Source organism: Streptomyces sp. NPDC044002 (genome assembly GCF_056434525.1).
In genome coordinates this window covers 23632-45768 of sequence record NZ_JBWKEZ010000025.1, presented here as the reverse complement: position 1 = coordinate 45768, position 22137 = coordinate 23632, and the positions used below count along the sequence as shown (strand labels likewise).

19 protein-coding genes are annotated in these 22137 nt (G+C 73.5%); 13 read left to right on the top strand and 6 right to left on the bottom strand.

All coding sequences use genetic code 11. From position 1 onward, the window contains the following. Positions 1 to 6: 6 nt before the first annotated feature. Together AC07A6_RS19850 and AC07A6_RS19845 are read left to right on the top strand one after the other, a co-directional pair. The gene (locus AC07A6_RS19850; RefSeq protein ID WP_362460883.1) at positions 7 to 666 is read left to right on the top strand and encodes a response regulator transcription factor; all 660 of its coding nucleotides are present in this window, start codon (positions 7 to 9) and stop codon (positions 664 to 666) included. A 176-nt stretch (positions 667 to 842) separates the two neighbouring features. After that, positions 843 to 1286, top strand: coding sequence for a pyridoxamine 5'-phosphate oxidase family protein (locus AC07A6_RS19845; protein WP_362460886.1), 444 nt, complete (start codon positions 843 to 845; stop codon positions 1284 to 1286). A 132-nt stretch (positions 1287 to 1418) separates the two neighbouring features. On the opposite strand, the gene AC07A6_RS19840 is transcribed toward AC07A6_RS19845, so the two are convergent. After that, positions 1419 to 3011: a protein kinase domain-containing protein gene (locus AC07A6_RS19840; RefSeq protein WP_362460889.1), complete on the bottom strand. Its 1593-nt coding sequence runs from the start codon at positions 3009 to 3011 to the stop codon at positions 1419 to 1421. 227 nt (positions 3012 to 3238) lie between these two features. Here AC07A6_RS19840 and AC07A6_RS19835 point away from each other — a divergent pair, with 227 nt between their 5' ends. The 10 genes from AC07A6_RS19835 (at position 3239) to AC07A6_RS19790 (ending at position 15387) form a co-directional block, all read left to right on the top strand. Beyond that, entirely contained in the window at positions 3239 to 4921 is a 1683-nt protein-coding gene (locus tag AC07A6_RS19835; RefSeq protein ID WP_478777894.1) for a protein kinase domain-containing protein, read from the top strand. 413 nt (positions 4922 to 5334) lie between these two features. After that, positions 5335 to 5868, top strand: a complete 534-nt coding sequence (locus AC07A6_RS19830; protein ID WP_478777893.1) for a hypothetical protein — start codon at positions 5335 to 5337, stop codon at positions 5866 to 5868. A gap of 61 nt (positions 5869 to 5929) precedes the next feature. Next, on the top strand, positions 5930 to 6583 hold the full coding sequence (locus AC07A6_RS19825; RefSeq protein WP_362460898.1) for a PadR family transcriptional regulator: 654 nt from the start codon (positions 5930 to 5932) through the stop codon (positions 6581 to 6583). Positions 6584 to 6608: 25 nt separating this feature from the next. Then, positions 6609 to 7352, top strand: coding sequence for an ABC transporter ATP-binding protein (locus tag AC07A6_RS19820; RefSeq protein WP_362460901.1), 744 nt, complete (start codon positions 6609 to 6611; stop codon positions 7350 to 7352). Positions 7353 to 7453: 101 nt separating this feature from the next. Continuing rightward, a complete protein-coding gene (locus AC07A6_RS19815; RefSeq protein WP_478777928.1) occupies positions 7454 to 10201 on the top strand; it encodes an FtsX-like permease family protein in 2748 nt (915 codons plus the stop codon). A gap of 82 nt (positions 10202 to 10283) precedes the next feature. After that, positions 10284 to 10823 (top strand): bacterial proteasome activator family protein, encoded by a 540-nt coding sequence (locus tag AC07A6_RS19810; protein ID WP_478777892.1) that lies wholly within the window; start codon positions 10284 to 10286, stop codon positions 10821 to 10823. Between the two features lie 308 nt (positions 10824 to 11131). Further along, on the top strand, positions 11132 to 12013 hold the full coding sequence (locus AC07A6_RS19805; protein ID WP_362474837.1) for an NTP transferase domain-containing protein: 882 nt from the start codon (positions 11132 to 11134) through the stop codon (positions 12011 to 12013). Then, the gene (locus AC07A6_RS19800; RefSeq protein ID WP_478777891.1) at positions 12010 to 13302 is read left to right on the top strand and encodes a molybdopterin molybdotransferase MoeA; all 1293 of its coding nucleotides are present in this window, start codon (positions 12010 to 12012) and stop codon (positions 13300 to 13302) included. Before AC07A6_RS19805 ends, AC07A6_RS19800 begins: the two co-directional genes overlap by 4 nt. After that, positions 13290 to 14390 (top strand): potassium channel family protein, encoded by a 1101-nt coding sequence (locus AC07A6_RS19795; RefSeq protein ID WP_362474832.1) that lies wholly within the window; start codon positions 13290 to 13292, stop codon positions 14388 to 14390. Before AC07A6_RS19800 ends, AC07A6_RS19795 begins: the two co-directional genes overlap by 13 nt. Before the next feature lie 19 nt (positions 14391 to 14409). Further along, the gene (locus AC07A6_RS19790) at positions 14410 to 15387 is read left to right on the top strand and encodes an NAD(P)H-quinone oxidoreductase (protein WP_478777890.1); all 978 of its coding nucleotides are present in this window, start codon (positions 14410 to 14412) and stop codon (positions 15385 to 15387) included. A 315-nt stretch (positions 15388 to 15702) separates the two neighbouring features. Here the strand turns inward: AC07A6_RS19790 and AC07A6_RS19785 are convergent, their stop codons facing one another. The 3 genes from AC07A6_RS19785 to pdhA are packed head-to-tail and all read right to left on the bottom strand — an operon-like array spanning position 15703 to position 19168. After that, positions 15703 to 17037, bottom strand: coding sequence for a dihydrolipoamide acetyltransferase family protein (locus tag AC07A6_RS19785; protein WP_478777889.1), 1335 nt, complete (start codon positions 17035 to 17037; stop codon positions 15703 to 15705). Then, the gene (locus tag AC07A6_RS19780) at positions 17037 to 18035 is read right to left on the bottom strand and encodes an alpha-ketoacid dehydrogenase subunit beta (RefSeq protein WP_362456834.1); all 999 of its coding nucleotides are present in this window, start codon (positions 18033 to 18035) and stop codon (positions 17037 to 17039) included. The genes AC07A6_RS19785 and AC07A6_RS19780 overlap by 1 nt, the downstream gene beginning before the upstream one ends. Continuing rightward, positions 18035 to 19168: a pyruvate dehydrogenase (acetyl-transferring) E1 component subunit alpha gene (pdhA, locus tag AC07A6_RS19775; protein ID WP_362456831.1), complete on the bottom strand. Its 1134-nt coding sequence runs from the start codon at positions 19166 to 19168 to the stop codon at positions 18035 to 18037. Before pdhA ends, AC07A6_RS19780 begins: the two co-directional genes overlap by 1 nt. A gap of 179 nt (positions 19169 to 19347) precedes the next feature. Here pdhA and AC07A6_RS19770 point away from each other — a divergent pair, with 179 nt between their 5' ends. Then, positions 19348 to 19902, top strand: a complete 555-nt coding sequence (locus AC07A6_RS19770; protein ID WP_386275350.1) for an Lrp/AsnC family transcriptional regulator — start codon at positions 19348 to 19350, stop codon at positions 19900 to 19902. A gap of 72 nt (positions 19903 to 19974) precedes the next feature. Here AC07A6_RS19770 and AC07A6_RS19765 read toward each other — a convergent pair whose 3' ends face one another. Then, positions 19975 to 20565 carry a TetR/AcrR family transcriptional regulator gene (locus tag AC07A6_RS19765; protein WP_362456828.1) on the bottom strand — a complete coding sequence of 197 codons (591 nt, stop codon included), beginning with the start codon at positions 20563 to 20565 and terminating at the stop codon, positions 19975 to 19977. Continuing rightward, a complete protein-coding gene (locus AC07A6_RS19760) occupies positions 20562 to 22088 on the bottom strand; it encodes a 3-hydroxyacyl-CoA dehydrogenase (protein ID WP_478777888.1) in 1527 nt (508 codons plus the stop codon). The genes AC07A6_RS19765 and AC07A6_RS19760 overlap by 4 nt, the downstream gene beginning before the upstream one ends. Between the last annotated feature and the right edge of the window lie 49 nt (positions 22089 to 22137).

Here is a 22137-nt window from a genome sequence, read left to right as displayed (position 1 = left end):
GAGTTTGTGCGCGAAGACGGAAAAATCAAGGTATTTCTCCTGGACGACCACGAAGTGGTACGACGGGGCGTCCATGAGCTTTTGTCGGTCGAAGAGGACATCGAGATCGTCGGTGAGGCCGGTACCGCCGCCGACGCCCTGGTCCGCATTCCCGCGACCCGCCCCGACGTCGCCGTGCTCGACGTACGCCTGCCCGACGGCAGCGGTGTCGAGGTCTGCCGCGAGGTGCGCTCGCAGGACGAGGACATCAAGTGCCTGATGCTCACCTCGTTCGCCGACGACGAGGCGCTGTTCGACGCGATCATGGCCGGCGCCTCCGGCTACGTCCTGAAGGCCATCCGGGGGAACGAGCTGCTCAGCGCCGTGCGCGACGTGGCGGCCGGCAAGTCGCTGCTGGACCCGGTGGCCACCGCGCGCGTGCTGGAACGGCTGCGGGACGGCAAGAACGGCAAGGGTGACGACCGGCTCGCCAACCTCACCGACCAGGAGCGCAAGATCCTCGACCTGATCGGCGAGGGCCTGACGAACCGGGTCATCGGCGAGCGGCTGCACCTGGCCGAGAAGACCATCAAGAACTACGTCTCCAGCCTGCTGTCCAAGCTGGGCATGGAGCGCCGCTCCCAGGCCGCCGCGTACGTGGCCCGGCTGCAGGCCGAGAAGCGCTAGCGCAGGACCGAGCCGGGGGAACCGCCGGACCCGAGCGTTCCTCCACCCCTCCTCGACCGTGACGCCCCGTGGCCGCATGATTCCCCGGGGCACACTGTTCAATTCGGGACCAACGTCCCCGATCATCGGGGCGGGATCCTCTGTCCGGCGCTCCGCCGGTGCCCGAGAGTGGCTGCATGTCACCGGAGGAACTCCACGCCATCGAACTGCTGCGCCGCGTGCCCTACGGCAGGGTCGCCACCAGCATGCGCGCGCTCCCCTTCCTCGCCGTCGCCCGCCACATCGTGGTGGACGGCAGGGTGGTGCTGAGAATGCACTCCGGTTTCGGGTACCACCAGGCGTGCGCCGGCAGCGTCGTGGCCTACGGGGCGGACAACTTCAATTCCGGTGAGGCCGCGTTGTGGACGGTGCAGTTCACCGGTACGGCGGAACTGGTCGAGCCCACCACGGCAGAACTGGAACTATTCGGTCCGGGGCCGCATTTCGTGGACGGGGAGGTCTTCGACCCCGTCTACATGCGCATCGAACCGCAGCTCGTCACCGTGCACACGCTGCCCGGCGACCAGGCCGCCCGGACCCGCGACGGGGCTGCGGACCGCCCGTACCTGCACGCCCTCTGACCTGCCGCCGGATACGTGAGCGGGCCGGGAACGGGCCGGGAGCGGATACGGAAAAGGCCCGGCGGAATTCCTTCCTCCGGGCCTTCCTCCGGGCCTTTCACCGTGCCCTCCGCCGTGCCTTCCGCCGGTCCGCTATTCGACGTTCGCGGGGCTCCCGCCGCTGGTCGGCGGCGTCGGCTTGGTCGGCGGGTCGGTCGGGGGCGTCGGCTTCGTCGTCGGGTCCACCGGCGGGGTGGTCTTCGGCGTCGAGGGCGTGGTGGACGGGGCCGACGGGGTGGTGCTCGGCGTGAACTTGCTGCGGCTCGGAGTCGGCTTGTACGTCTCCTCGGTGTGCGAGCCGCCCTCCGTGGTCGGCGCGGTCGTCGGGGTCTCCGTGCTGCTGCCGCTGCTCTGCGAGGGAGCGGGCGTGCTGGTGCTGGTCTTCGGCTTGTTGCCGCCGCCGCCCCCGCCGAGGTTGCCGCTCTTGATGGCGTACGCGGCGCCGCCGGCGATCGCGAGGACCGCGAGCACCGCGAAGAGCCACGCCTTCCACGCGCCGCCTCGCCGGGGGCCGTGGTCGTAGGGGTCGTAGCCGCCGTGGCCGCCCTGGCCGCCGCCGTGGTTGCCGCCGCCGGGGAAGGCCGTGCCGTCGTCCGGGTTCAGCGGGGGCACCATCGGCTGCTGGAACTGCGAGGTCGTGGCGTGCGAGGGGTACTGCGGGCGCGGGCCGCCGTTCTGCGCGGGCGCCATCGCCGTGGTGGGCGCGCCGCCCGGCTGGCCGTGCGGGAGCGCCATGGTGACGGGGCCGGTGTTCCAGGTGCCGGTGTTCGGCCCCTGGTCCTGGAGCATCTGGAGCGCGTACTGGACGAGCCCGCGCATCTCCTCGGCGCTCTGGAACCGGTCGTCCGGGTCCTTGGCGAGGGAGCGCATGACCAGCCCGTCGAGCTCCTGCGGGATGGAGCCGCCCTCGGGCAGCTGCGAGGGCGGCACCGGCGCGTCCTGGACGTGCTGGTAGACCACCGAGAGCGGGGTCTCGCCGGTGAAGGGGGGCCGCAGCGCGAGGAGTTCGTAGAGCAGGCAGCCGGTGGCGTACAGGTCGGAGCGGTGGTCCACGGCCTTGCCGAGGGCCTGCTCGGGCGACAGGTACTGGGGGGTGCCCATGACCATGCCGGTCTGGGTCATCGTCGACTGGGCGCCGTGCAGGGCGCGGGCGATGCCGAAGTCCATCACCTTCACCGCGCCGGTGTTGGTGATGATGACGTTGGCGGGCTTGATGTCGCGGTGCACGATGCCGTGCTGGTGCGAGTAGGCGAGTGCTTCGAGCACGCCCGACACGATGATGAGCGCCTGCTCGGGACCCGGGGCCTCGGCGCTGATGAGGAGCTCGCGGATGGTGCGGCCCTCGACCAGCTCCATCACGATGTACGGGACCACGTTCGGGCCGACCCGGTCCTCGCCGGAGTCGTACACGGCGACGACGGCGTGGTGGTTGAGGCCGGCGACCGACTGTGCCTCACGGGTGAAGCGGGCCTTGGACACCGGGTCCTCGGCCAGGTCGGCGCGGAGCAGCTTGACGGCCACGGTGCGGCCCAGCCGTACGTCCTCGGCCGCGAACACCTCGGCCATGCCGCCGCGGCCCAGGCGGTGCGTCAGCCGGTAGCGGCCGTCACCCACGAGGCCGCCGGCGCCCCAGTGCTCAGGACCGTCGGCCATCCCGGCGCCGTTTCCCTCGGGTTCGGGTGCCATCAGTCCTCGCCGTCGTCTCTCTCGTCCGCTCTAGCGGTGGGGCCTCATCGGGTGCTCCGACTGAACGCTACAGCCTCGGAACCCGTCACCGTTCGGCTACAGACGCCCCGTAGGCCCCCGGTCACGCAGCGGGCACCGGCTTGACGTGTGCTTGCCCTCCGGCAGACTGGGCGCGACATGCGCTCAGCCAGACGCGTAGGGAAACAGCCCGAGGGGAAGCAACAGTCATGAGCCAGGACGGCACGCAGGGCCGGTACGCAGGCGGCTCCCTGGCCGGTGGCCGTTACCAGCTAAGGGATTTGCTGGGCGAGGGGGGCATGGCCTCGGTCTACCTCGCGTACGACTCCGCGCTCGACCGCCAGGTCGCGATCAAGACCCTGCACAGCGAACTCGGGCGCGAGGCGTCCTTCCGCGAGCGCTTCCGGCGCGAGGCGCAGGCTGTTGCGAAACTGTCGCACACCAACATCGTCTCGGTCTTCGACACCGGCGAGGGAACCGTCACCTTCGGCTCCGGCGGCGGGGACGAAGCGGTCATGCCGTACATCGTCATGGAGTACGTGGAGGGCCAGCCGCTCGGCTCGGTGCTCGACGCGGACGTGCGCCAGTACGGCGCCATGCCGGCGGACAAGGCGCTGAAGGTGACGTCCGACGTGCTGGCCGCGCTGGAGACCAGCCACGAGATGGGCCTGGTCCACCGCGACATCAAGCCCGGCAACGTGATGATGACCAAGCGCGGCGTGGTCAAGGTGATGGACTTCGGCATCGCGCGCGCCATGCAGTCGGGGGTCACCTCGATGACGCAGACCGGCATGGTCGTCGGCACCCCGCAGTACCTGTCGCCGGAGCAGGCGCTGGGGCGCGGCGTGGACGCCCGTTCCGACCTGTACTCCGTCGGCATCATGCTGTTCCAGCTGCTGACGGGCCGGATCCCCTTCGACGCGGACTCCCCGCTGGCCATTGCGTACGCGCACGTCCAGGAGGAGCCGGTGGCTCCGTCGACCGTCAACCGGTCGATCACCCCGGCGATGGACGCGCTCGTTGCGCGGGCGCTGAAGAAGAACCCGAACGAGCGCTTCCCCACGGCCGCGGCCATGCGGGACGAGATCATGCGCGTGATGTCGGCCGGTCAGACCGGCGCCCCGGTCATCGTCCCGGGTGCCGCGACCGGCGGCAGCGGGGCGGGCGTGGGCTCGGCCGTCTTCCCGCCGGTGGACTCCGGCTTCCAGGCGCCGCCGCAGTCGCTCCAGCAGCCGTACCAGGCCCAGACGCCGCCGCCGTCCCCGTACGCGCCGCAGACGCACCAGCAGCCGCAGCAGGCCCAGCAGGGCGGTTACGCGTACCCGCACACCCCGCCGCCGGCGCAGCAGCAGCAGCACTACGCCCCGCAGACCCCGCCGCCGTTCACCATCTCGCCCTCCGCGTCCCACGCCCCGGCGGCGTCCTCGGGCGGCGGGAAGAAGAACACCCCGGTCGTGGTCGGCGCCATCGCGGTGGCCCTGCTGGCCATCGGCGGTCTGATCGCGATCCTGAACATGGACGACGACGGCAAGAAGGAGGAGACGGCCTCCCCGGCCGCCTCGTCCTCCGCCTCGGCGTCCGCGTCGGGCGCGGCGAAGCCCGGTCACAAGGGGCCGGACCCGTCGCGCACGATCGACGTGGAGAAGTGCAAGAGCCCGACCAAGTCCTACAAGGACGCCACCAAGGTCGTGGCCCCGGACTTCCGGTACAAGAACCTGCGCTCGGTGAAGGAGTGCATCCAGGCCGCGGGCTGGAGCTTCGAGATCCAGAACCGCGACGAGACGGTCTACGGCCAGGACACCGTCCTGGAGCAGCTGCCGGCGTCCGGGTCGGACGTGGCCAAGGGAGACACGAAGTTCACCCTGGTCGTCTCCACCGGCGACCCCCAGTAGGCATCCGCGCGGGCGGCCCCGGAGGCACCCGCGCAGGCATCCGCCCCCGGCCGGCTCCGCCCGGCCGGGGGCTCTTGCGTCGTGGGCGGGGGCCCTTTCGGCGCGGGCGGGGGCTCTTTCGGTGCGGGCGGGAGCCGTTTCGTCGCGGCCGGGGCCTTGCGTCGCGGGCGGGGGCTCTTTCGGTGCGGCGGGGCCTTGCGTCGTGGGCGGAGGCTCTTTCGGCGCGGCCGCGGGCCATTGCGTCGCGGCCGCGGGCCCTTGCGTCGCGGCCGCCGTACGGCCGGACCGGTGGTACCGGTGTCCGCGACACCCTGACGGACCGCCCGAGATGCCCGCTTTGCCCCAGCATGTGAACCTGAGTGCGGCGCTCCGACTTCGGACGTCCGGGCCGCACGGAAGGGGAGGGGCACCCCGTGACTCGACGCCTCCGCCCGCCGCACCGGACCGCCGGAGCCGCGCTGGCCGCCGCCGCGCTGCTGGCCGCCGCGCCCGCGAGCGCGACCCCCGCCCGCGCCCCGGCCGTCGCCGCACCCGCGCTCCCCGGCCGGGCGGCCTGGGGGCACCTCCCGGCGGCATCCGGGGAAGTACCGCAGGAGGCGTACCAGGAGCTCGCCGGCAGCGCCGCGGGCGTCGGGCGGGCGCACCCCGGGAGGCCCGCCGACGCGCCCCCCGACCCCGGCTTCGCCGTCGCCTCCCGGCCGGTGCGGCCGGTCCCCCCGGCGCGCCCGCTCCAGCCGGCGCAGGAGCGGCCGGAGCCCGTCGCGCCCCGGCCGGACCCGGTCCCGAGCCCCTCGGCGGCCGCCACCGCACCCGCCACCGCCCTCGGCACCGAGCCCAACGAGCGGGCCGCCGACCTGGCCGCGCACCTGCTCCCGCTGGGCACCGGACTGGCCCTGATGGGGCTCGGCATCGGCTACATGGGCATGCGGCTGCGGCGGGGCCGATAGGGGCCCGCCGGCGGGGGCGGGGTGTTTGCGAAGACGAGCATACTCGGTATACATACTGAGTATGTCGATCCGTCACGGCCTTCTCGCACTGCTGGAACGGGGCCCCCGCTACGGCTCCCAGCTGCGCACCGAGTTCGAATCCCGCACCGGCTCCACCTGGCCCCTCAACGTCGGGCAGGTGTACACCACGCTGGCCCGCCTGGAGCGCGACGGGCTCGTCGCCCCCGGCGGCGAGGACCACGCCGGCCACACCCTCTACGCCATCACCGACGACGGCCGCGCCGAACTGCACGACTGGTACGAGCGGCCCGTCGACCGCACCAACCCGCCCCGCGACGAGCTGTCCATCAAGCTCGCCATGGCCGTGGGCGCCCCCGGCGTGGACATCCGCGCCGTCATCCAGGCCCAGCGGCACGCCACGCTCAAGGCGATGCAGGACTACACCCGGCTCAAGGCCGGGGCGCTGGCCGCCATCGAGAGCGGGCAGTCCCGCGAACGCGACGACCTGGCCTGGCTGCTGGTCCTGGAGCAGCTGATCTTCCAGACCGAGGCCGAGGCCCGCTGGCTCGACCACTCCGAGTCCCGGCTCGTCAGGCTGGCCGCGCTCGGCCCGGCGGACCCGCCCGGTCCGGCGGACGCACCCGGTCCGGCAGCGGCGCCCGCCACCGGCGCGACCGGCACCACCAGGCCCGCCGCCCGCACGCGGCGCGGCTGAACGAACGTCCCAGGGGGGATCCCTCATGCCCGACCAGCACCGCACGAACCCCGTACTCCGACTGGACCGCCTCGTCCGCACCCACGGCAGCGGCGCCACCGAGGTGCACGCCCTGCGCGGGGTCGACCTCAGCGTCCACCCCGGCGAACTCGTCGCCGTCATGGGCCCGTCCGGCTCCGGCAAGTCCACACTGCTCACCCTCGCGGGCGGCCTCGACACCCCCACCAGCGGCAGCGTCCTGGTCGAGGGCGTCGACATCACCACCGCCTCCCGCCGGCAGCTGGCCGCGCTGCGCCGGCGCAGCATCGGCTACGTCTTCCAGGACTACAACCTGATCCCGGCCCTCACCGCCGCAGAGAACGTGGCCCTGCCCCTCGAACTCGACGGGACCTCGGCCCGCAAGGCCCGCCGCGCGGCACTGGCCGCACTGGAGGAGATACGCCTGCCGCAGCTCGCCGACCGCTTCCCCGACGAGATGTCCGGCGGCCAGCAGCAGCGCGTGGCCATCGCCCGCGCCCTGGTCGGCGAACGCCGCCTGGTCCTGGCCGACGAACCCACCGGCGCCCTCGACTCCGAGACCGGCGAGTCCGTGCTCGCGCTGCTGCGCGCCCGCTGCGACGCCGGCGCCGCCGGCATCCTCGTCACGCACGAACCCCGCTTCGCCGCCTGGGCGGACCGGGTCGTCTTCCTGCGCGACGGCAGCGTCGTCGACGAGACCCTGCGCAGCCAGGCCGACTCGCTGCTCCACGGGCGGGCGGCCGGCCTGTGACCTCCCCGCTCACCGCCTGGTACCACTCCTGGATCGCCGCCCTGCGGATCGCCCGCCGCGACGCGTGGCGCGCCAAGGGCCGCAGCGCCCTCGTACTCGCGATGCTCGCCCTGCCCATCATCGGGATGAGCGCCATCGACCTCACCTACCGCAGCGCCGAACTCTCCACCAGCCAGCGGATGACGCGCGAACTCGGCGCGGCGGACGCCCGGATCAGCCCGGCCGGCCTGGACGCGCCGATCTACCAGCACCCCAACGGCGAGCAGTACGAGCCGGTCGGCGGCAACGACAACTACCGGCCCGGCCGCGAGGAGGACCGCCAGCCGCTGAAGTCCGCGCTGCCGCCCGGAATCCGGTCCGTCGAGGACCGCCGCGGCTTCGCCAAGGTGCACACCGCCCACGGGCTGCTGGGGACGGACCTGCGCGAGCTCGACGTGCGCGACCCGCTGACCAAGGGCCTGCTCACGCTCGACCGCGGCCGCATGCCCGAGGGGCCGGGCGAGATCGTCGCCACCACCGCCTTCCTGAAGGCCTCCGGCCTGTACGTGGGCTCCTCCGCGACCCCGCGCGGCGGCACGGCCGCGTACCGGATCGTGGGCGCGTACGAGATGCCCGACAAGCTCGCGCGCCCCGAACTGCTCGCCCTGCCGGGAGCCCTGCTCGACCCCCTCGACAAGGCGCTCAAGGCCACCGGAGCCCCCGGGCTCAACCCCCGGCCCAGCTACCTCGTCTCGGTGGGCGGCGATGGTTTCACGTGGAACATGGTCAAGGAGGCCAACAAGCACGGCGCGCTCGTGCTCTCCCGGACCGTCACCCTGCACCCGCCGGCCGACTCCGACGTCCCGCTGTTCGCGCAGCAGCCGAAGGAGCAGTTCGACATGGCCGACGGCGGCCTGGTGACCCGGAGGGCCATCCTGGTGACCGTCATCGGCCTCGCCATGCTGGAGATCTGCCTGCTCGCCGGACCCTCCTTCGCGGTCGGCGCCCGGCGCTCGCGCCGCCAGCTGGGCCTGGTCGGCGCCAACGGCGGCGACCGGCGGCACATCCGTGCCGTCGTCCTCTCCGGCGGCATCGTGATCGGTGCCGCGGCCGCGGTCCTCGGCACGGCGGTCGGCACGGCCCTCACCATCGGGCTGCGGCCCGTACTGGAGGAGCAGCTCGGCGCCCGCTTCGGCGGCTTCGAGGTCCGCCCGCTGGAGCTGCTGGCCATCGCCCTCGTCGCCGTGGTGACGGGCCTGCTGGCCGCGGTCGCCCCGGCCGTCACCGCGTCCCGGCAGAGCGTGCTGTCCTCCCTCACCGGCCGGCGCGGGGTGCGCCGCGCCAACCGGGTGCTGCCCGTCATCGGGCTCCTCGCCATCGCCGGCGGTGCGGCGCTCGTCGTCTACGGGAGCCGCTACCGCGTCAACACCACCTTCGTGATGGGCGGCAGCGCCCTCGCCGAGCTGGGCGTCGTCGCCCTCACACCGTTGCTGGTCGGCCTGTTCGGACGGCTCGGACGGTGGCTCCCGCTGTCACCGCGGCTCGCGCTGCGCGACGCCGTCCGCAACCGGGGGCGCACGGCCCCGGCCGTGGCCGCCGTACTGGCGGCCGTCGCCGGGACGGTGGCGGTCTCCACCTACCAGCACAGCCGGGACGTCCAGTACCGGCACCAGTACGAGGCCGTACTCCCCGACAACGCGGGCTATCTGACGAGCACGGACAACACCGGCCACAAGGAAGTCCCCGCCCTGCGCGACACCCTCTCGAAGAACCTCCCGCTGGCGGTACGGGCCGACGTGGACCGCCTCGTCGTCGGCAACCCGAACTGCTCACCGCGCTCTTCGGCCCAGGGCTGCGGGCGGGTCGAGGTCATCGTCCCCAAGGAGCAGCGCTGCCCGCTGTCCGAAGCCGAGCACGGCGCCTCCTCCTTCCCGCCGGACCAGGCCCGCGCACTGCGCCAGGACCCGCGCTGCGCGGTGAAGCGCTGGGGCACCCCCTTCGGCGTCGTCGTCGCCGACGAGAAGCTGCTCCAGGTGCTGGCCGTCTCCGACCCCGGCTCGGCGACCGCACTGAAGGAGGGCCGGCCCGTCTCCTTCGACCGCAACCAGGTCAAGGACGGGAAGATCACCCTGCGCCTCATCACCGACCAGGCCGCCGCCGACGAGGCCTCCGACCGGCGCGCCGACCCGCCCGGCCAGGACAAGGTGCTCGCCGTCCACCAGGCACCCGGCACCGCCTGGGGCGTCGACCTGGTCCTGCCGCCCGCCGCCGCCCGGGCCGCCGGCATCGCCACGGCCCCGGCCGGCGCCTACTTCAGCCTCGACCGGAAGGCCGGCACGGCCGAGCGGCAGCGGCTGGACGGCGAGATCGACCGGATGGGCGCGGACGCCGAGGTCAGGATCGAGGAGGGCTACCAGGAGCAGCACACCCTGGGCCTGCTCGCCCTGAGCATCTTCGCGGGACTCGTCACCATCGGCGCCGCCGGCATCGCGACGGGTCTGGCCCAGGCGGACTCCGAAGCCGACCTGAAGACCCTGGCGGCGGTCGGCGCGGCCCCGCGCGTACGGCGCACCCTCAGCGGCTTCCAGTGCGGGGTGGTGGCCCTGATGGGCGTGGTCCTCGGCTCGGCCGCGGGCATCCTGCCGGCGGTCGGACTCCGCCTCACCCAGGAACGCGAAGAGCGGCGGCTCATCGCGTACGCCGTCGAAAAGGGCTACGCCACGGCACGCGACACCGAGCTGTACGTCCCGATCGCGGTGCCCTGGGACACGCTGGCCGGCCTGCTGGTCCTCGTCCCGCTGGGCGCGGCGCTACTGGCCGCGCTGGTCACCAAGTCGAGCGGCGCACTGGCCCGCCGGGCGGCCGGCTGACGTTGGCGCCCCCGCACAGGGTGGATCACGCCCGTGCGGGGGCACACCGTGTGAGAACGCAGGTGTGCGAGAGAATGACGGCATGGAGATGCCGAGGAGTGAACGGTCGCAGGACAGCCCCCCGCACGTGCTGATCGTGGGCCAGGACGGGACGGCGGTCGGCGGCACCGATGACGAGTCGCGCGAGGTCCCGGTGACGGAGATGGTCGAACAGCCCGCCAAGGTCATGCGCATCGGCAGCATGATCAAGCAACTTCTGGAAGAAGTCCGCGCAGCTCCTCTGGACGAGGCCAGCCGGGTCCGTCTGAAGGACATCCACGCTGCGTCGGTGAAGGAACTCGAAGACGGCCTGGCGCCGGAGCTGGTGGAGGAACTGGAGCGCCTCTCCCTCCCCTTCACGGAGGAAGCGGTCCCCTCCGAGGCAGAACTGCGCATCGCCCAGGCGCAGTTGGTGGGGTGGCTGGAGGGCCTCTTCCACGGCATCCAGACGGCCCTGTTCGCGCAGCAGATGGCGGCGCGGGCCCAACTGGAACAGATGCGCCGAGCCCTTCCGCCCGGCGGCCACCACGACGACGAAGAAGACGGCCCCCACGGCGCAGTCCGCTCGGGCCCGTACCTGTAGTCCCCTACCCGCCCTTCCACCGTTCCCAGGGGCTCCGCCCCTGACCCCGATACCGGGCGCTCCGCGCCCGGTGCGCTCAATCGCCGCGCGGGCTGGGTTTCGCGCAGCGAAATTCCAGCCCCGCCGGCGTTTGAGGCGCGGGGGTCTGGGGGCGGAGCCCCCAGGGGGTCCGGGCGCAGCCCGGGGAACGGGCGAAGGGCGGGGCGGGGAGTGCCCCGCGCAGCGGCACCACCCCGACGCGGCCAGCGCATAAGCGCCGGGTAAGTCGGCGGCGACGCCGCCCAGATGCCCCGCGCATACTCAAGGGCATGAGCTACGACGCCATCGTCCTCGCCGGCGGCGCCGCCCGGCGCCTCGGCGGGGCCGACAAGCCCACCCTCCACGTCGGCGGCCGCACCCTCCTCGACAGGGTGCTGGCGGCCTGCCCGGACGCCGCCGAGACCGTCGTCGTCGGCACCCGCAGGGCAACGGCGCGTCCCGTCCACTGGACCCGCGAGGACCCGCCCGGCGGCGGCCCGGTGGCCGCGCTGGACGCCGGGATCCGCCGGACCACCGCCCCGCTGGTCCTCGTACTCTCCGCCGACCTGCCCTTCCTCGACCGGGACACCGTCCACGCCCTGCTCGCCGCCGCGGCCGGAGCCGCGAACACCGACGGCGCCCTGCTCCGCGACGCGGACGGCCGCGACCAGCCCCTCGTCGCCGCCTACCGCACGGAGCCCCTCCGCCGCGAGATCGCCCTCCTCGCCACCGAGCACGGAACCCTGCACGGCCTCCCGCTGCGCGCCCTCACCGAGGAGCTGGATCTGGCCAGGATCGGCGCCGCTGAGCCACTCGCCTCCTTCGACTGCGACACCTGGGAGGACCTGGCAGCGGCCCGCGCCCGGATCAGGGAGCATGGGAACGTGCTGGAGCATTGGATCACCGCTGCCAAGAACGAACTCGGGATCGACGACGTCCCCGTCGACGTCGCGACCCTGCTCGACCTCGCCCGTGACGCCGCCCACGGCGTGGCCCGGCCCGCGGCACCGCTGACGACGTTCCTCGTCGGCTACGCGGCCGCCCGTGCCGAGGCCGCCGGCGCGGACCCCGCCCTGGCCGTCGCCGAGGCCTCCCGCAAGGCCGCCGACCTGGCGCTGCGCTGGGCCGCCGAAGCCCAGCCCCCACACCCCGAGGAGACCGGCTCCGGATGACCCGCACCGACGCCGACGGCGCCCTGGACGAGGCCCTCGCCCTGGTCAGCCGCACCCCCGACACCGGCGGCGCCGGCGGCCACCGGGCCGCCCCCTGGCTGCGCGCCCGCGAGACCGCGGCCCGGGCCGGTACGTCCGTCCCGGCCCGCACCCACCGGGTGCCCTTCGCGGACGCGCTCGGCGAGGTGCTGACCGCACCGCTCGAAGCCCTCAGCGACCTGCCGTCCTTCGACACCTCGGCCATGGACGGCTGGGCCGTCGCCGGTCCGGGCCCCTGGCGCGTCCGCCCCGGGGACGGGATCCTCGCCGGCGACGAGCCGCCCGCGCCGCTCGCCGACGGCGAGGCCGTACGGATCGCCACCGGCGCCCGCGTCCCCGCCGACACCACCGCCGTGATCCGCAGCGAGCACGCCCGCGAGTCCGGCACCCAGCTGTACTCCGACCGGTCCGTGAACACCGGTCAGGACATCCGCCCGCGCGGCCAGGAGTGCCGCTCGGGCGACCTGCTGCTGCCCGTGGGCTCCCTCGTCACCCCCGCCGTGCTCGGCCTCGCCGCGGCCGCCGGGTACGACGAGCTGGTCACCCGCCCCCGGCCCCGCGTGGAGATCCTGGTCCTCGGGGACGAACTGCTCACCGAGGGCCGCCCGCACGACGGCCTGATCCGGGACGCCCTCAGCCCCATGCTCGGCCCCTGGATCGCCCGGCTCGGCGCCGACGTGATCGGCACGCGCCGGCTCGGCGACGACCCGGCCGGGGCCGAGGCCCTGCTGAAGGCCGTCACCTCCTCCACCGCCGACGTCGTCGTCACCACCGGCGGCACCGCCTCCGGCCCCGTCGACCACGTCCACCCCGTCCTGGAGCGCGCCGGCGCCGAGCTGCTCGTGGACGGGGTCGCCGTGCGCCCCGGGCACCCGATGCTGCTGGCCCGCATCGGCGACCGGGAGGGGGCACGCCACGTGGTCGGACTGCCCGGCAACCCGCTCGCCGCCGTGTCCGGGCTGCTGACCCTCGCCGAGCCGCTGCTGCGCGCCCTCGCAGGCCGCCGCCAGCGGCCGCGCTACACGGTGCCGGTGGAGGGCGACGTGCCCGGCCACCCGTACGACACCCGGCTGGTGCCGGTACTGCTGACCGACGAACACGCCGTGCCGCTGCGGTACAACGGCCCTGCGATGCTGCGCGGGGTGGCGGGCGCCGACGCGCTGGCAGTCGTACCGCCGCACGGGGCGCGTTCTGGGCAGGAGCTGGAGATCCTGGACCTGCCCTGGGCTTCGGGGGGATGTTTCACGTGAAACTTCACGGCCAGGACGCCATGGCCCGCGGCGCCGACGAGAAGCTGGTCTCACGCCGCGTCAAACTGCCCAAGCGGGTGGTCGAGAAGCCGCTGCGGCAGGTCACCCGGCGACTGCTGATGGCCCTGTTCGTGATGTGCCTGACCGTGGTGATCGTCTGGGTCGACCGCGAGGGCTATCACGACAACGCCAACGAGAAGGTCGACTTCCTCGACTGCGTCTACTACGCGACCGTCACCCTGTCGACCACCGGCTACGGCGACATCGTCCCGTACAGCGACAGTGCGCGGCTGGTCAACATCCTGCTGATCACGCCGCTGCGCGTGCTGTTCCTGATCATCCTGGTCGGCACCACCCTGGAGGTCCTGACCGAACGCACCCGCCAGGAATGGCGGTTGAACCGCTGGAGGAAGAACTTGCGCGAGCACACGGTCGTCGTCGGCTTCGGCACCAAGGGCCGTTCGGCCCTGCAGACGCTCCTGGCGACCGGTCTGCCCAGGGAGCAGGTCGTCATCGTCGACCCCAGCGCGAAGGTGATCGACAACGCGAACGCGGAGGGCTTCACCGGGGTCATCGGTGATGCCACCCGCTCCGAAGTCCTGTTGCGCGCGGAGCTCCAGAAGGCGCGTCAGATCATCATCGCCACCCAGCGCGACGACACCGCCGTGCTGGTGACACTGACGGCACGGCAGCTCAACCGGGGCGCGAAGATCGTGGCGGCCGTCCGCGAGGAGGAGAACGCGCCGCTGCTGAAGCAGTCCGGCGCGGACGCGGTCATCACGAGCGCGAGCGCGGCGGGCCGGCTGCTGGGCCTGTCGGTGCTCAGCCCCAGCGCGGGCACCGTGATGGAGGACCTGATCCAGCAGGGCAGCGGCCTGGACCTGATCGAACGGCCCGTCAACAAGTCGGAGGTGGGCCGCAGCGTCCGCGACACCGGCGACCTCGTCGTCAGCGTCCTGCGCGGGCACCGGCTCCTCCCGTACGACGACCCGCACGCGAGCCCGCTCCAGCTGACGGACCGGCTGATCACCATCGTCCGGGCGGTGCCCCCGGCCGGCACCCAGGTCACCCTGGGCCCGGCCGAGTAGCAGGGGTAGATTCCGGGCCATGCATGCGATCACGATCGAGCAGCCCGGCGGCCCCGAGGCCCTGGTCTGGGCCGAAGTACCCGATCCGGTGGCGGGCGAGGGGGAGGTGCTCGTCGAGGTCGCGGCGAGCGCCGTGAACCGCGCCGACGTCCTGCAGCGGCAGGGCTTCTACGACCCGCCGCCCGGCGCCTCCCCCTATCCCGGCCTGGAGTGCTCCGGCCGGATCGTCGCGCTCGGACCGGGCGTGTCCGGCTGGGCGGTGGGCGACGAGGTGTGTGCCCTGCTGTCCGGCGGCGGGTACGCCCAGCGGGTCGCCGTCCCGGCGGGGCAGCTACTGCCGGTCCCGAAGGGCGTGGACCTGGTCACGGCGGCCGCGCTGCCGGAGGTCGTCGCGACGGTGTGGTCGAACGTGTTCATGGTGGCCGGCCTGCGTCCGGGAGAGACCCTCCTGGTGCACGGCGGCTCCAGCGGCATCGGCACCATGGCGATCCAGCTGGGCAAGGCCGTCGGGGCGCGGGTGGCGGTGACCGCGGGCGGCAAGGAGAAGCTGGCGCGCTGCGCGGAGCTGGGCGCGGACATCCTGATCGACTACCGCGAGCAGGACTTCGTCGAGGAACTGCGGTCCGCGACGGGCGGGGCCGGGGCGGACGTGATCCTGGACATCATGGGCGCGAAGTACCTCGCGCGGAACCTGGACGCCCTGGCCATGAACGGCCGGCTCGCGGTGATCGGCCTCCAGGGCGGGGTGAAGGCGGAGCTGGACCTGCGCACACTGCTGGCCAAGCGGGCGGCCATCACGGCGACGTCGCTGCGCGCCCGGCCGCTGGAGGAGAAGGCGGCCATCGTGGCGGCCGTCCGGGAGCACGTCTGGCCGCTGATCGAGGCCGGCCGGGTCCACCCGGTGGTCCACGCGGCGTACCCGATCGCGGAGGCCGCGGAAGCCCACCGCGTGCTGGAGGCCAGCACCCACATGGGCAAACTCCTGCTGACGCTCTGACCCCGGAGCCCCGCTGCGCGGAGCACTCCCCTACCCACCCTTCCACCGTTCCCAGGGGCTGCGCCCCGGACCCCCCGGGGGCTCCGCCCCCAGACCCCCGCGCCTCAAACGCCGGCGGGGCTGGATTTCGCGCAGCGAAATTCCAGCCCGCGCGGCGTTTGAGCGCACCGGGCGCGGAGCGCACGGAACGGGTCCGGGCAGAGCCCGGGGAACGGGCGAAGGGCGGGGCGGGGAGCAGCCCGCGCAGCGGCCCACCCACCCGCACCCGACCAACCGGCCCCAACCAACGGCACCGGCACCGGCCCGCCCGACCCCCTACAAGCTGCGGAGCAGAACGGCCGGGTTCTCCACGCAGTCGGCCACGTACCGCAGGAACCCACCGGCCGCCCCGCCGTCGCAGACGCGGTGGTCGAAGGTCAGGGACAGCTGCACGACCTGACGGACGGCCAGCTCACCCTGGTGTACCCACGGCTTCGGCATGATCCGGCCCACGCCGAGCATGGCCGCCTCGGGGTGGTTGATGATCGGCGTGGAGCCGTCCACCCCGAACACCCCGTAGTTGTTCAGGGTGAACGTCCCGCCGGTCAGGTCCGACGGGGCCAGCTTCCCCGCCCGGGCCAGCTCGGTCAGCCGGGCGAACTCCGCCGACAGGGACTCCGGGCTGCGCGTGTGGGCGTCCCGCACCACCGGGACCATCAGCCCGCGCTCGGTCTGCGCGGCGAAGCCCAGGTGCACGGCCGGGAGCCGGACGATCTCGTTGGCGGCGAGGTCGACCGTGGAGTTGAGCTCGGGGTACTTGGCCAGCGCGGCCGTGCAGATCCGCGCCAGCAGCGCGAGCACCGAGATCTTCGGCCCGTTCACGGCGTTCATCGCGGCCCGCGCCGCCATCAGCTCGGTGGCGTCCGCGTCGACCCAGCAGGTGGCCTCGGGGATCTCCCGGCGGCTGCGTGAGAGCTTCTCGGCGACGGCGCCGCGCAGCCCCTTGAGCGGGATCCGCTCGCCCTGTGCGGCCACCGGCACCGGCACCGCCACGGGGGCGGGGGCGGGCTCAGGAGCCCGGAGCACGGCCTCCACGTCGGCCCGCAGGATCAGCCCGTCCGGCCCGGATCCGCGCAGCGCCCGCAGGTCGACCCCGTTGTCCCGGGCCAGCTTGCGCACGAGCGGCGAGATGACGGGCACCGGCCCGGCGGCCACCACCGGAGCAGCCGGAGCCGGAGCCGGAGCCGGGGCAGGGGCAGGGGCCGCCACGGGCGCCGACACCGCGGCGGTGACGGGTCGCACCCGCCGCCGACGCGCCGGGCGCGAGTGGTCCGAGCCGTACCCGATCAGCGGCCGGGGCGCATCGGCGGAGCCCTTCTCGGCCCCCGCCTCCACGGCCTCCACGGCCCCGGCGGGCGCCGACTCGGCCCCCACCGCGACGGTGATCAGCGGGGCGCCGACCGGCAGCTCCTCGCCCTCCTCCCCGAACCGGGCGGTGACCACACCGCCGTACGGGCAGGGGACCTCCACCATCGCCTTGGCCGTCTCGACCTCGACGACCGGCTGGTCGATGGCGACGACGTCGCCCACCGCCACCAGCCACCGCACGATCTCGGCCTCGGTCAGGCCCTCGCCGAGGTCGGGCAGCTTGAATTCCATGACCTGCGGCATCAGTTCTCCCACTGCAGGCGGGCCACGGCGTCCAGGATCCGCTCCACACCGGGCAGGTGGTGCTTCTCCAGCATCGGCGGCGGGTACGGGATGTCGAAGCCGGTCACGCGCAGCACCGGCGCCTCCAGGTGGTGGAAGCAGCGCTCCGACACGCGGGCGGCGATCTCCGCGCCCGGTCCGCCGAAGCCGCCGGCCTCGTGGACCACGACCGCGCGCCCGGTGCGGCGCACGGAGGCGACGACGGTCTCCTCGTCGAAGGGGACGAGGGAGCGCAGGTCGACGACCTCCAGGTCCCAGCCCTCCTCGCGGGCCGCCTCGGCCGCCTCCAGGCAGACCGGCAGCGAGGGACCGTACGTGATCAGGGTGGCGCTCGTGCCGGCCCGGCGGACCAGGGCCTTGCCGATGCCCGGGACGGCCGTGGGGGCCTCCGGCGACCACTGCGACTTGGACCAGTAGAGCCGCTTCGGCTCCAGGAAGACCACCGGGTCGTCGCTGGCGATCGACTCGCGCAGCAGCCCGTACGCGTCCTCGACCGTCGCCGGGGTCACGACGGTGAGCCCGGGGGTGGCCGTGTAGTAGGCCTCGGAGGAGTCGCAGTGGTGCTCGACGCCGCCGATCCCGCCGCCGTAGGGCACGCGGATGGTGATCGGCAGCGGCATCTTGCCCCGGGTGCGGTTGCGCATCTTCGCCACGTGCGAGAGGAGCTGCTCGAAGGCCGGGTAGGCGAACGCGTCGAACTGCATCTCCACGACCGGCCGCAGCCCGTACATGGCCATGCCGACGGCGGTGCCCAGGATCCCGGCCTCGGCGAGCGGGGTGTCCGTGACGCGGTCCTCGCCGAACTCCTTCACGAGCCCGTCGGTGATGCGGAAGACACCGCCGAGCGCGCCGACGTCCTCGCCCATCACGTGGACGGTGGGGTCCTCGGCCATCGCGTCGCGCATGGCCCGGGTGAGGGCCTGCGCCATCGTCGCGGGCTTCGCGGCAACGGTCGTCATCACTCTCCCTCCGCTTCCAGCTCGGCGCGCAGCATGGCGGCCTGCTCGCGCAGCCGGCCGGTCTGCTCCGCGTAGACGTGTGCGAAGAGGTCCATCGGGTCGATCACGGGATCGGCGTTCATCCGCTCGCGCAGGTCCGCCGCCATCGCCTCGGCCGCGTCGCGCGCCTCCTGGATGCCCTCCTCGTCGAGGATCCCGCGCGCGGTCAGCTCGCGCTCCAGCAGCTGCACCGGGTCGTGCGCCTTCCAGGCCTCGACCTCGGCGTCGGTGCGGTACCGGGTGGCGTCGTCGGCGTTCGTGTGGGCCTCCATCCGGTAGGTGACGGCCTCGATCAGGGTCGGTCCGCCGCCCGCGCGGGCCCGCTTCACCGCCTCGGTGAGGACCTCGTGCATGGCGGCGACGTCGTTGCCGTCGACCAGCCGGCCGGGCATGCCGTAGCCCACGGCCTTGTGGGCCAGGGTGGGCGCGGCGGTCTGCTTGGCGAGCGGGACGGAGATCGCGAAGCCGTTGTTCTGGACGAGGAAGACCACCGGGGCCTGCCAGACGGCCGCGAAGTTCAGCGCCTCGTGGAAGTCGCCCTCGCTGGTGCCGCCGTCGCCGACCATGGCGAGCGCGACGACCTCGTCGCCGCGCAGCCGCGCGGCGTGCGCCAGGCCCACCGCGTGCGGCAGCTGGGTGGCCAGGGGGGTGCACAGGGGGGCTATGCGGTGCTCGCGGGGGTCGTACCCGGTGTGCCAGTCGCCGCGCAGCAGCGTCAGGGCCTGTACGGGGTCCAGTCCGCGCGCCACGGCCGCGAGGGTGTCGCGGTAGCTCGGGAAGAGCCAGTCCTGCTCCTCCAGGACCAGCGCGGCCGCGATCTCGGCGGCCTCCTGCCCCACGGTGGAGGGGTACACGGCGAGACGGCCCTGCTTGGTCAGGGCAGTGGCCTGCGCGTTGTAGCGGCGGCCCCGGACGAGCTCGGCGTAGTACCGGCGCATGAGCGCCGGGTCGAGCTCCTCCGCCGCCGGAGTGCCCAGCACCCGGTAGGGCTCGGGGTCCGGCAGCAGGGGGGCGGCCTCCATACGGGGCCTCCAGGCGGGCGGCGGGGTGACACGGTGCGACGCACCGGCACCGGGCAGCTCTTGGACCGTCATGGCGGCGTACACCTCCTCGTGGGAAGCGGGCTGGGGGCGCCACCGGGTGTGAGGCGCCTCACCAACCGATTGTTCGGTCGTTGGCGCAATTTGGCTACAGGCGGCTCCAGGCTGTGGACAAAGTGGCGGCGGGGCCATGGGATGGGTGCAGGACGTCCAGCAGAGGGAGGCAGTGGGCAATGCCGGATGAACAAATGGCCGGAGCGGGTTCCGCACCGGTCCCACCGGGGGGCGCACCTTCAGGCCCACCGGTACCGCCACGCCCCCTGGACCCCATCGACCGTTCGATCATGCGGTTGCTCCAGGCGGACGGCCGCGCGTCGATACGGTCGGTGGCGGAGCAGGTGCACGTCTCCCGGGCCAACGCCTACGCGCGGATCAACCGGCTGATCGACGACGGGGTGATCCGCGGGTTCACCGCCCGGGTCAACCACGAGCGCGCGGGTCAGGGCGCGTCGGCGTACATCACGCTGAAGATCGTCCAGAACTCCTGGCGGACGGTCCGCGAGAAGCTCCGGGAGCTGCCGGGTGCGGCGCACATCGCGCTGGTCAGCGGGGATTTCGACGTCCTGCTGCTGGTCCACACGCCGGACAACCGCACGCTGCGGGAACTGGTCCTGACCCGCCTCCAGGCCATCCCGGAGGTGCTGTCCACGCGCACGCTGCTGGTGTTCGAGGAAACGGATCTGCTGGACCCGGGCCCGTCGGGCGGCCCCGCCCTCACGGAGGACTGAGCGGGGCCGGACGAGCGGGCAGGCCCGGCAGACCGGGCCGGACGCCCGGGCCGGGCGACTGGGCCGGACGGGTTACGCGGCCTTGGTGCGCAGGCCGTCCAGGGCCATGCTGACCACGGCGTCCGCGAGCTGGTCGGGGGTGGTGCCGGGGTGCGGCCGGTACCACTCGACCAGCGAGTTCACCATGCCGAACAGCAGGCGGGTGGCGAGCCGGATGTCCACGTCGGCGCGCAGGTCGCCGTCGGCGGCGGCCGCCTTGAGGAGCTCCGCGACCTGGTGGTCGAACTCGCGGCGGCGCTCCAGGGCCCAGCGCTCGGTGCGGGTGTTGCCGCGCACCCGCAGCAGCAGGGTGACGTAGGGCAGTTCCGCGACCAGGACCTCGACCGTGCGGCGGGTGACGTACTCGACGCGCCCGACCGCGCGGCCGCGTACGGCGCCCGGCTCGTCCAGGATCCCGAACAGGCCGTCCAGGGCCCGGCTGACGGCGCGGTGGAGGAGCTCCTCCTTGCCCGCGACGTGGTGGTAGATGGAGGACTTGGAGATCCCGGCTGCCTTGGAGAGGTGCTCCATCGAGGTGCCGTCGTAGCCGCGCTCGTTGAAGACCTGCACGGCGACGGAGAGCAGCGTCTCCGGGGTGTAGGTGTCCCGCCTGGCCGTGGTCACTCGGTCCCCTCCTCTTCCCCGTCCTCGTCCTCGCCGGCCTCGTAGCCGAGCTTGAACAGTGCCAGCGAGGGCGCGTAGCGCCCGCCCGGACACCGTTCGTCGAGGTGGTGCAGCAGGTCGTACGCCCAGTCGCGGCCGAGCCGGTCGTGCCATTCGGCGGGGCCGAGCGGGTAGTTCACGCCGAGCCGCATCGCGGTGTCGATGTCCTGCGCGGAGGCCACCCCGCGCGCCACGGCGTCGGCGGTGAGGTCGATCAGCATCGCGACGGTCCGGGCGACGATCATGCCGGGGACGTCTCCGATGACGGAGACCTTCTTGCCGAGCTTCTGGAACAGGCCGATCGCCTCGGCGAGGGTGCGCTCGCTGGTGTCCGCGCTCGCGGACAGTGCGATCCGGGTCGCGTCGCGGTAGTCGAGCGCGAGGTCGAAGTAGACGACGTCGGCGAACTCGACCGAGGTCTTGCCGTCCGCGAGCACCAGCTGGCCCTCGCCGGGCAGCTGGATGTACGGGCCCCCGTGCCCGGTGGCGGTGACCGCGATCCCGGCCTCCTCCATGAGGTCGGCCAGGACGGCGGCCGGGCCGAGGTCGCCGACGACGGTGACCTTCTCCGGCGCGTCCTCGGGGCCGGCCGTGTGCGGGGCGGGCGCCCCGGCGTCCTCGGCGTACGGGAACCAGCCGTGTCCGGACTTGCGGCCGAGGCGGCCCGCCTGGACCAGGCGGCGCTGGGCGAGCGAGGGGGTGAACTTGGGGCTCCGGAAGAACGAGTCCCAGACGGAGCGGGTGACGGCCTCGTTGACGTCCTGGCCGATCAGGTCGGTCAGCTGGAAGGGTCCCATCTTGAAACCGCCGCTCTCGCGCAGGACGGCGTCGATGGTCGCGGGGTCGGCGCCCTGCTCCTCGTACACCGCGAAGGCCTCGGCGTAGAAGGGGCGGGCGATCCGGTTGACGATGAAGCCGGGGGTGTCGGCGCAGCGGACCGGCGTCTTCCCCCAGCCCAGGACCGTGCGGTACGCGCGCTCGGCGGCCTCCGGGTCGGTCGCGTGGCCGCTGACCACCTCGACGAGGGGGAGCAGCGGGGCCGGGTTGAAGAAGTGCAGGCCGAGGAAGCGGCCCGGGTGCGCGAGGCCCGCGGCGAGCTCGGTGACGGAGAGGGAGGAGGTGTTGGTCGCCAGCAGCGCGTCCGGCGAAACCACTCCTTCGAGGGCCGCGAACAGCTCGCGCTTGACGGTGACGTCCTCGACGATCGCCTCGATCACCAGGGCGGCGGAGGCGAGTCCGGTCAGGGTCTCGGCGGAGTCGAGCCGGCCGACGGCGTCGTCGGCCTCGGCCCGGTCCAGCCGTCCCTTGGCGACGAGCCGCTCGACCCGGCCGGCCACGGTCTGGACGGCCTCGCGGGCCCGCTCGGGCACGGAGTCGTAGAGGCGTACGCGATGACCTGCGAGGAGAGCGACCTGGGCGATGCCCTGGCCCATGGTTCCGGCGCCGATGACCGCCACAGTGCGAGCCCGCTCGATTGCTGTCATGTCCTGATCCTCCCGCACGCGGTTGTCCACAGGTCTGCCGGGCCCTCTT

Bases quoted from the DNA above. Each gene is read 5' to 3' on its own strand.
- AC07A6_RS19845 (WP_362460886.1), top strand. From the start codon at position 843: ATGTCACCGGAGGAACTCCACGCCATCGAACTGCTGCGCCGCGTGCCC.
- AC07A6_RS19840 (WP_362460889.1), bottom strand. From the start codon at position 3,011: ATGGCACCCGAACCCGAGGGAAACGGCGCCGGGATGGCCGACGGTCCT.
- AC07A6_RS19835 (WP_478777894.1), top strand. From the start codon at position 3,239: ATGAGCCAGGACGGCACGCAGGGCCGGTACGCAGGCGGCTCCCTGGCC.
- AC07A6_RS19825 (WP_362460898.1), top strand. From the start codon at position 5,930: ATGTCGATCCGTCACGGCCTTCTCGCACTGCTGGAACGGGGCCCCCGC.
- AC07A6_RS19820 (WP_362460901.1), top strand. From the start codon at position 6,609: ATGCCCGACCAGCACCGCACGAACCCCGTACTCCGACTGGACCGCCTC.
- AC07A6_RS19815 (WP_478777928.1), top strand. From the start codon at position 7,454: ATGCTCGCCCTGCCCATCATCGGGATGAGCGCCATCGACCTCACCTAC.
- AC07A6_RS19810 (WP_478777892.1), top strand. From the start codon at position 10,284: ATGGAGATGCCGAGGAGTGAACGGTCGCAGGACAGCCCCCCGCACGTG.
- AC07A6_RS19805 (WP_362474837.1), top strand. From the start codon at position 11,132: ATGAGCTACGACGCCATCGTCCTCGCCGGCGGCGCCGCCCGGCGCCTC.
- AC07A6_RS19800 (WP_478777891.1), top strand. From the start codon at position 12,010: ATGACCCGCACCGACGCCGACGGCGCCCTGGACGAGGCCCTCGCCCTG.
- AC07A6_RS19795 (WP_362474832.1), top strand. From the start codon at position 13,290: ATGTTTCACGTGAAACTTCACGGCCAGGACGCCATGGCCCGCGGCGCC.
- AC07A6_RS19790 (WP_478777890.1), top strand. From the start codon at position 14,410: ATGCATGCGATCACGATCGAGCAGCCCGGCGGCCCCGAGGCCCTGGTC.
- AC07A6_RS19785 (WP_478777889.1), bottom strand. From the start codon at position 17,037: ATGCCGCAGGTCATGGAATTCAAGCTGCCCGACCTCGGCGAGGGCCTG.
- AC07A6_RS19780 (WP_362456834.1), bottom strand. From the start codon at position 18,035: ATGACGACCGTTGCCGCGAAGCCCGCGACGATGGCGCAGGCCCTCACC.
- pdhA (WP_362456831.1), bottom strand. From the start codon at position 19,168: ATGACGGTCCAAGAGCTGCCCGGTGCCGGTGCGTCGCACCGTGTCACC.
- AC07A6_RS19770 (WP_386275350.1), top strand. From the start codon at position 19,348: ATGCCGGATGAACAAATGGCCGGAGCGGGTTCCGCACCGGTCCCACCG.
- AC07A6_RS19760 (WP_478777888.1), bottom strand. From the start codon at position 22,088: ATGACAGCAATCGAGCGGGCTCGCACTGTGGCGGTCATCGGCGCCGGA.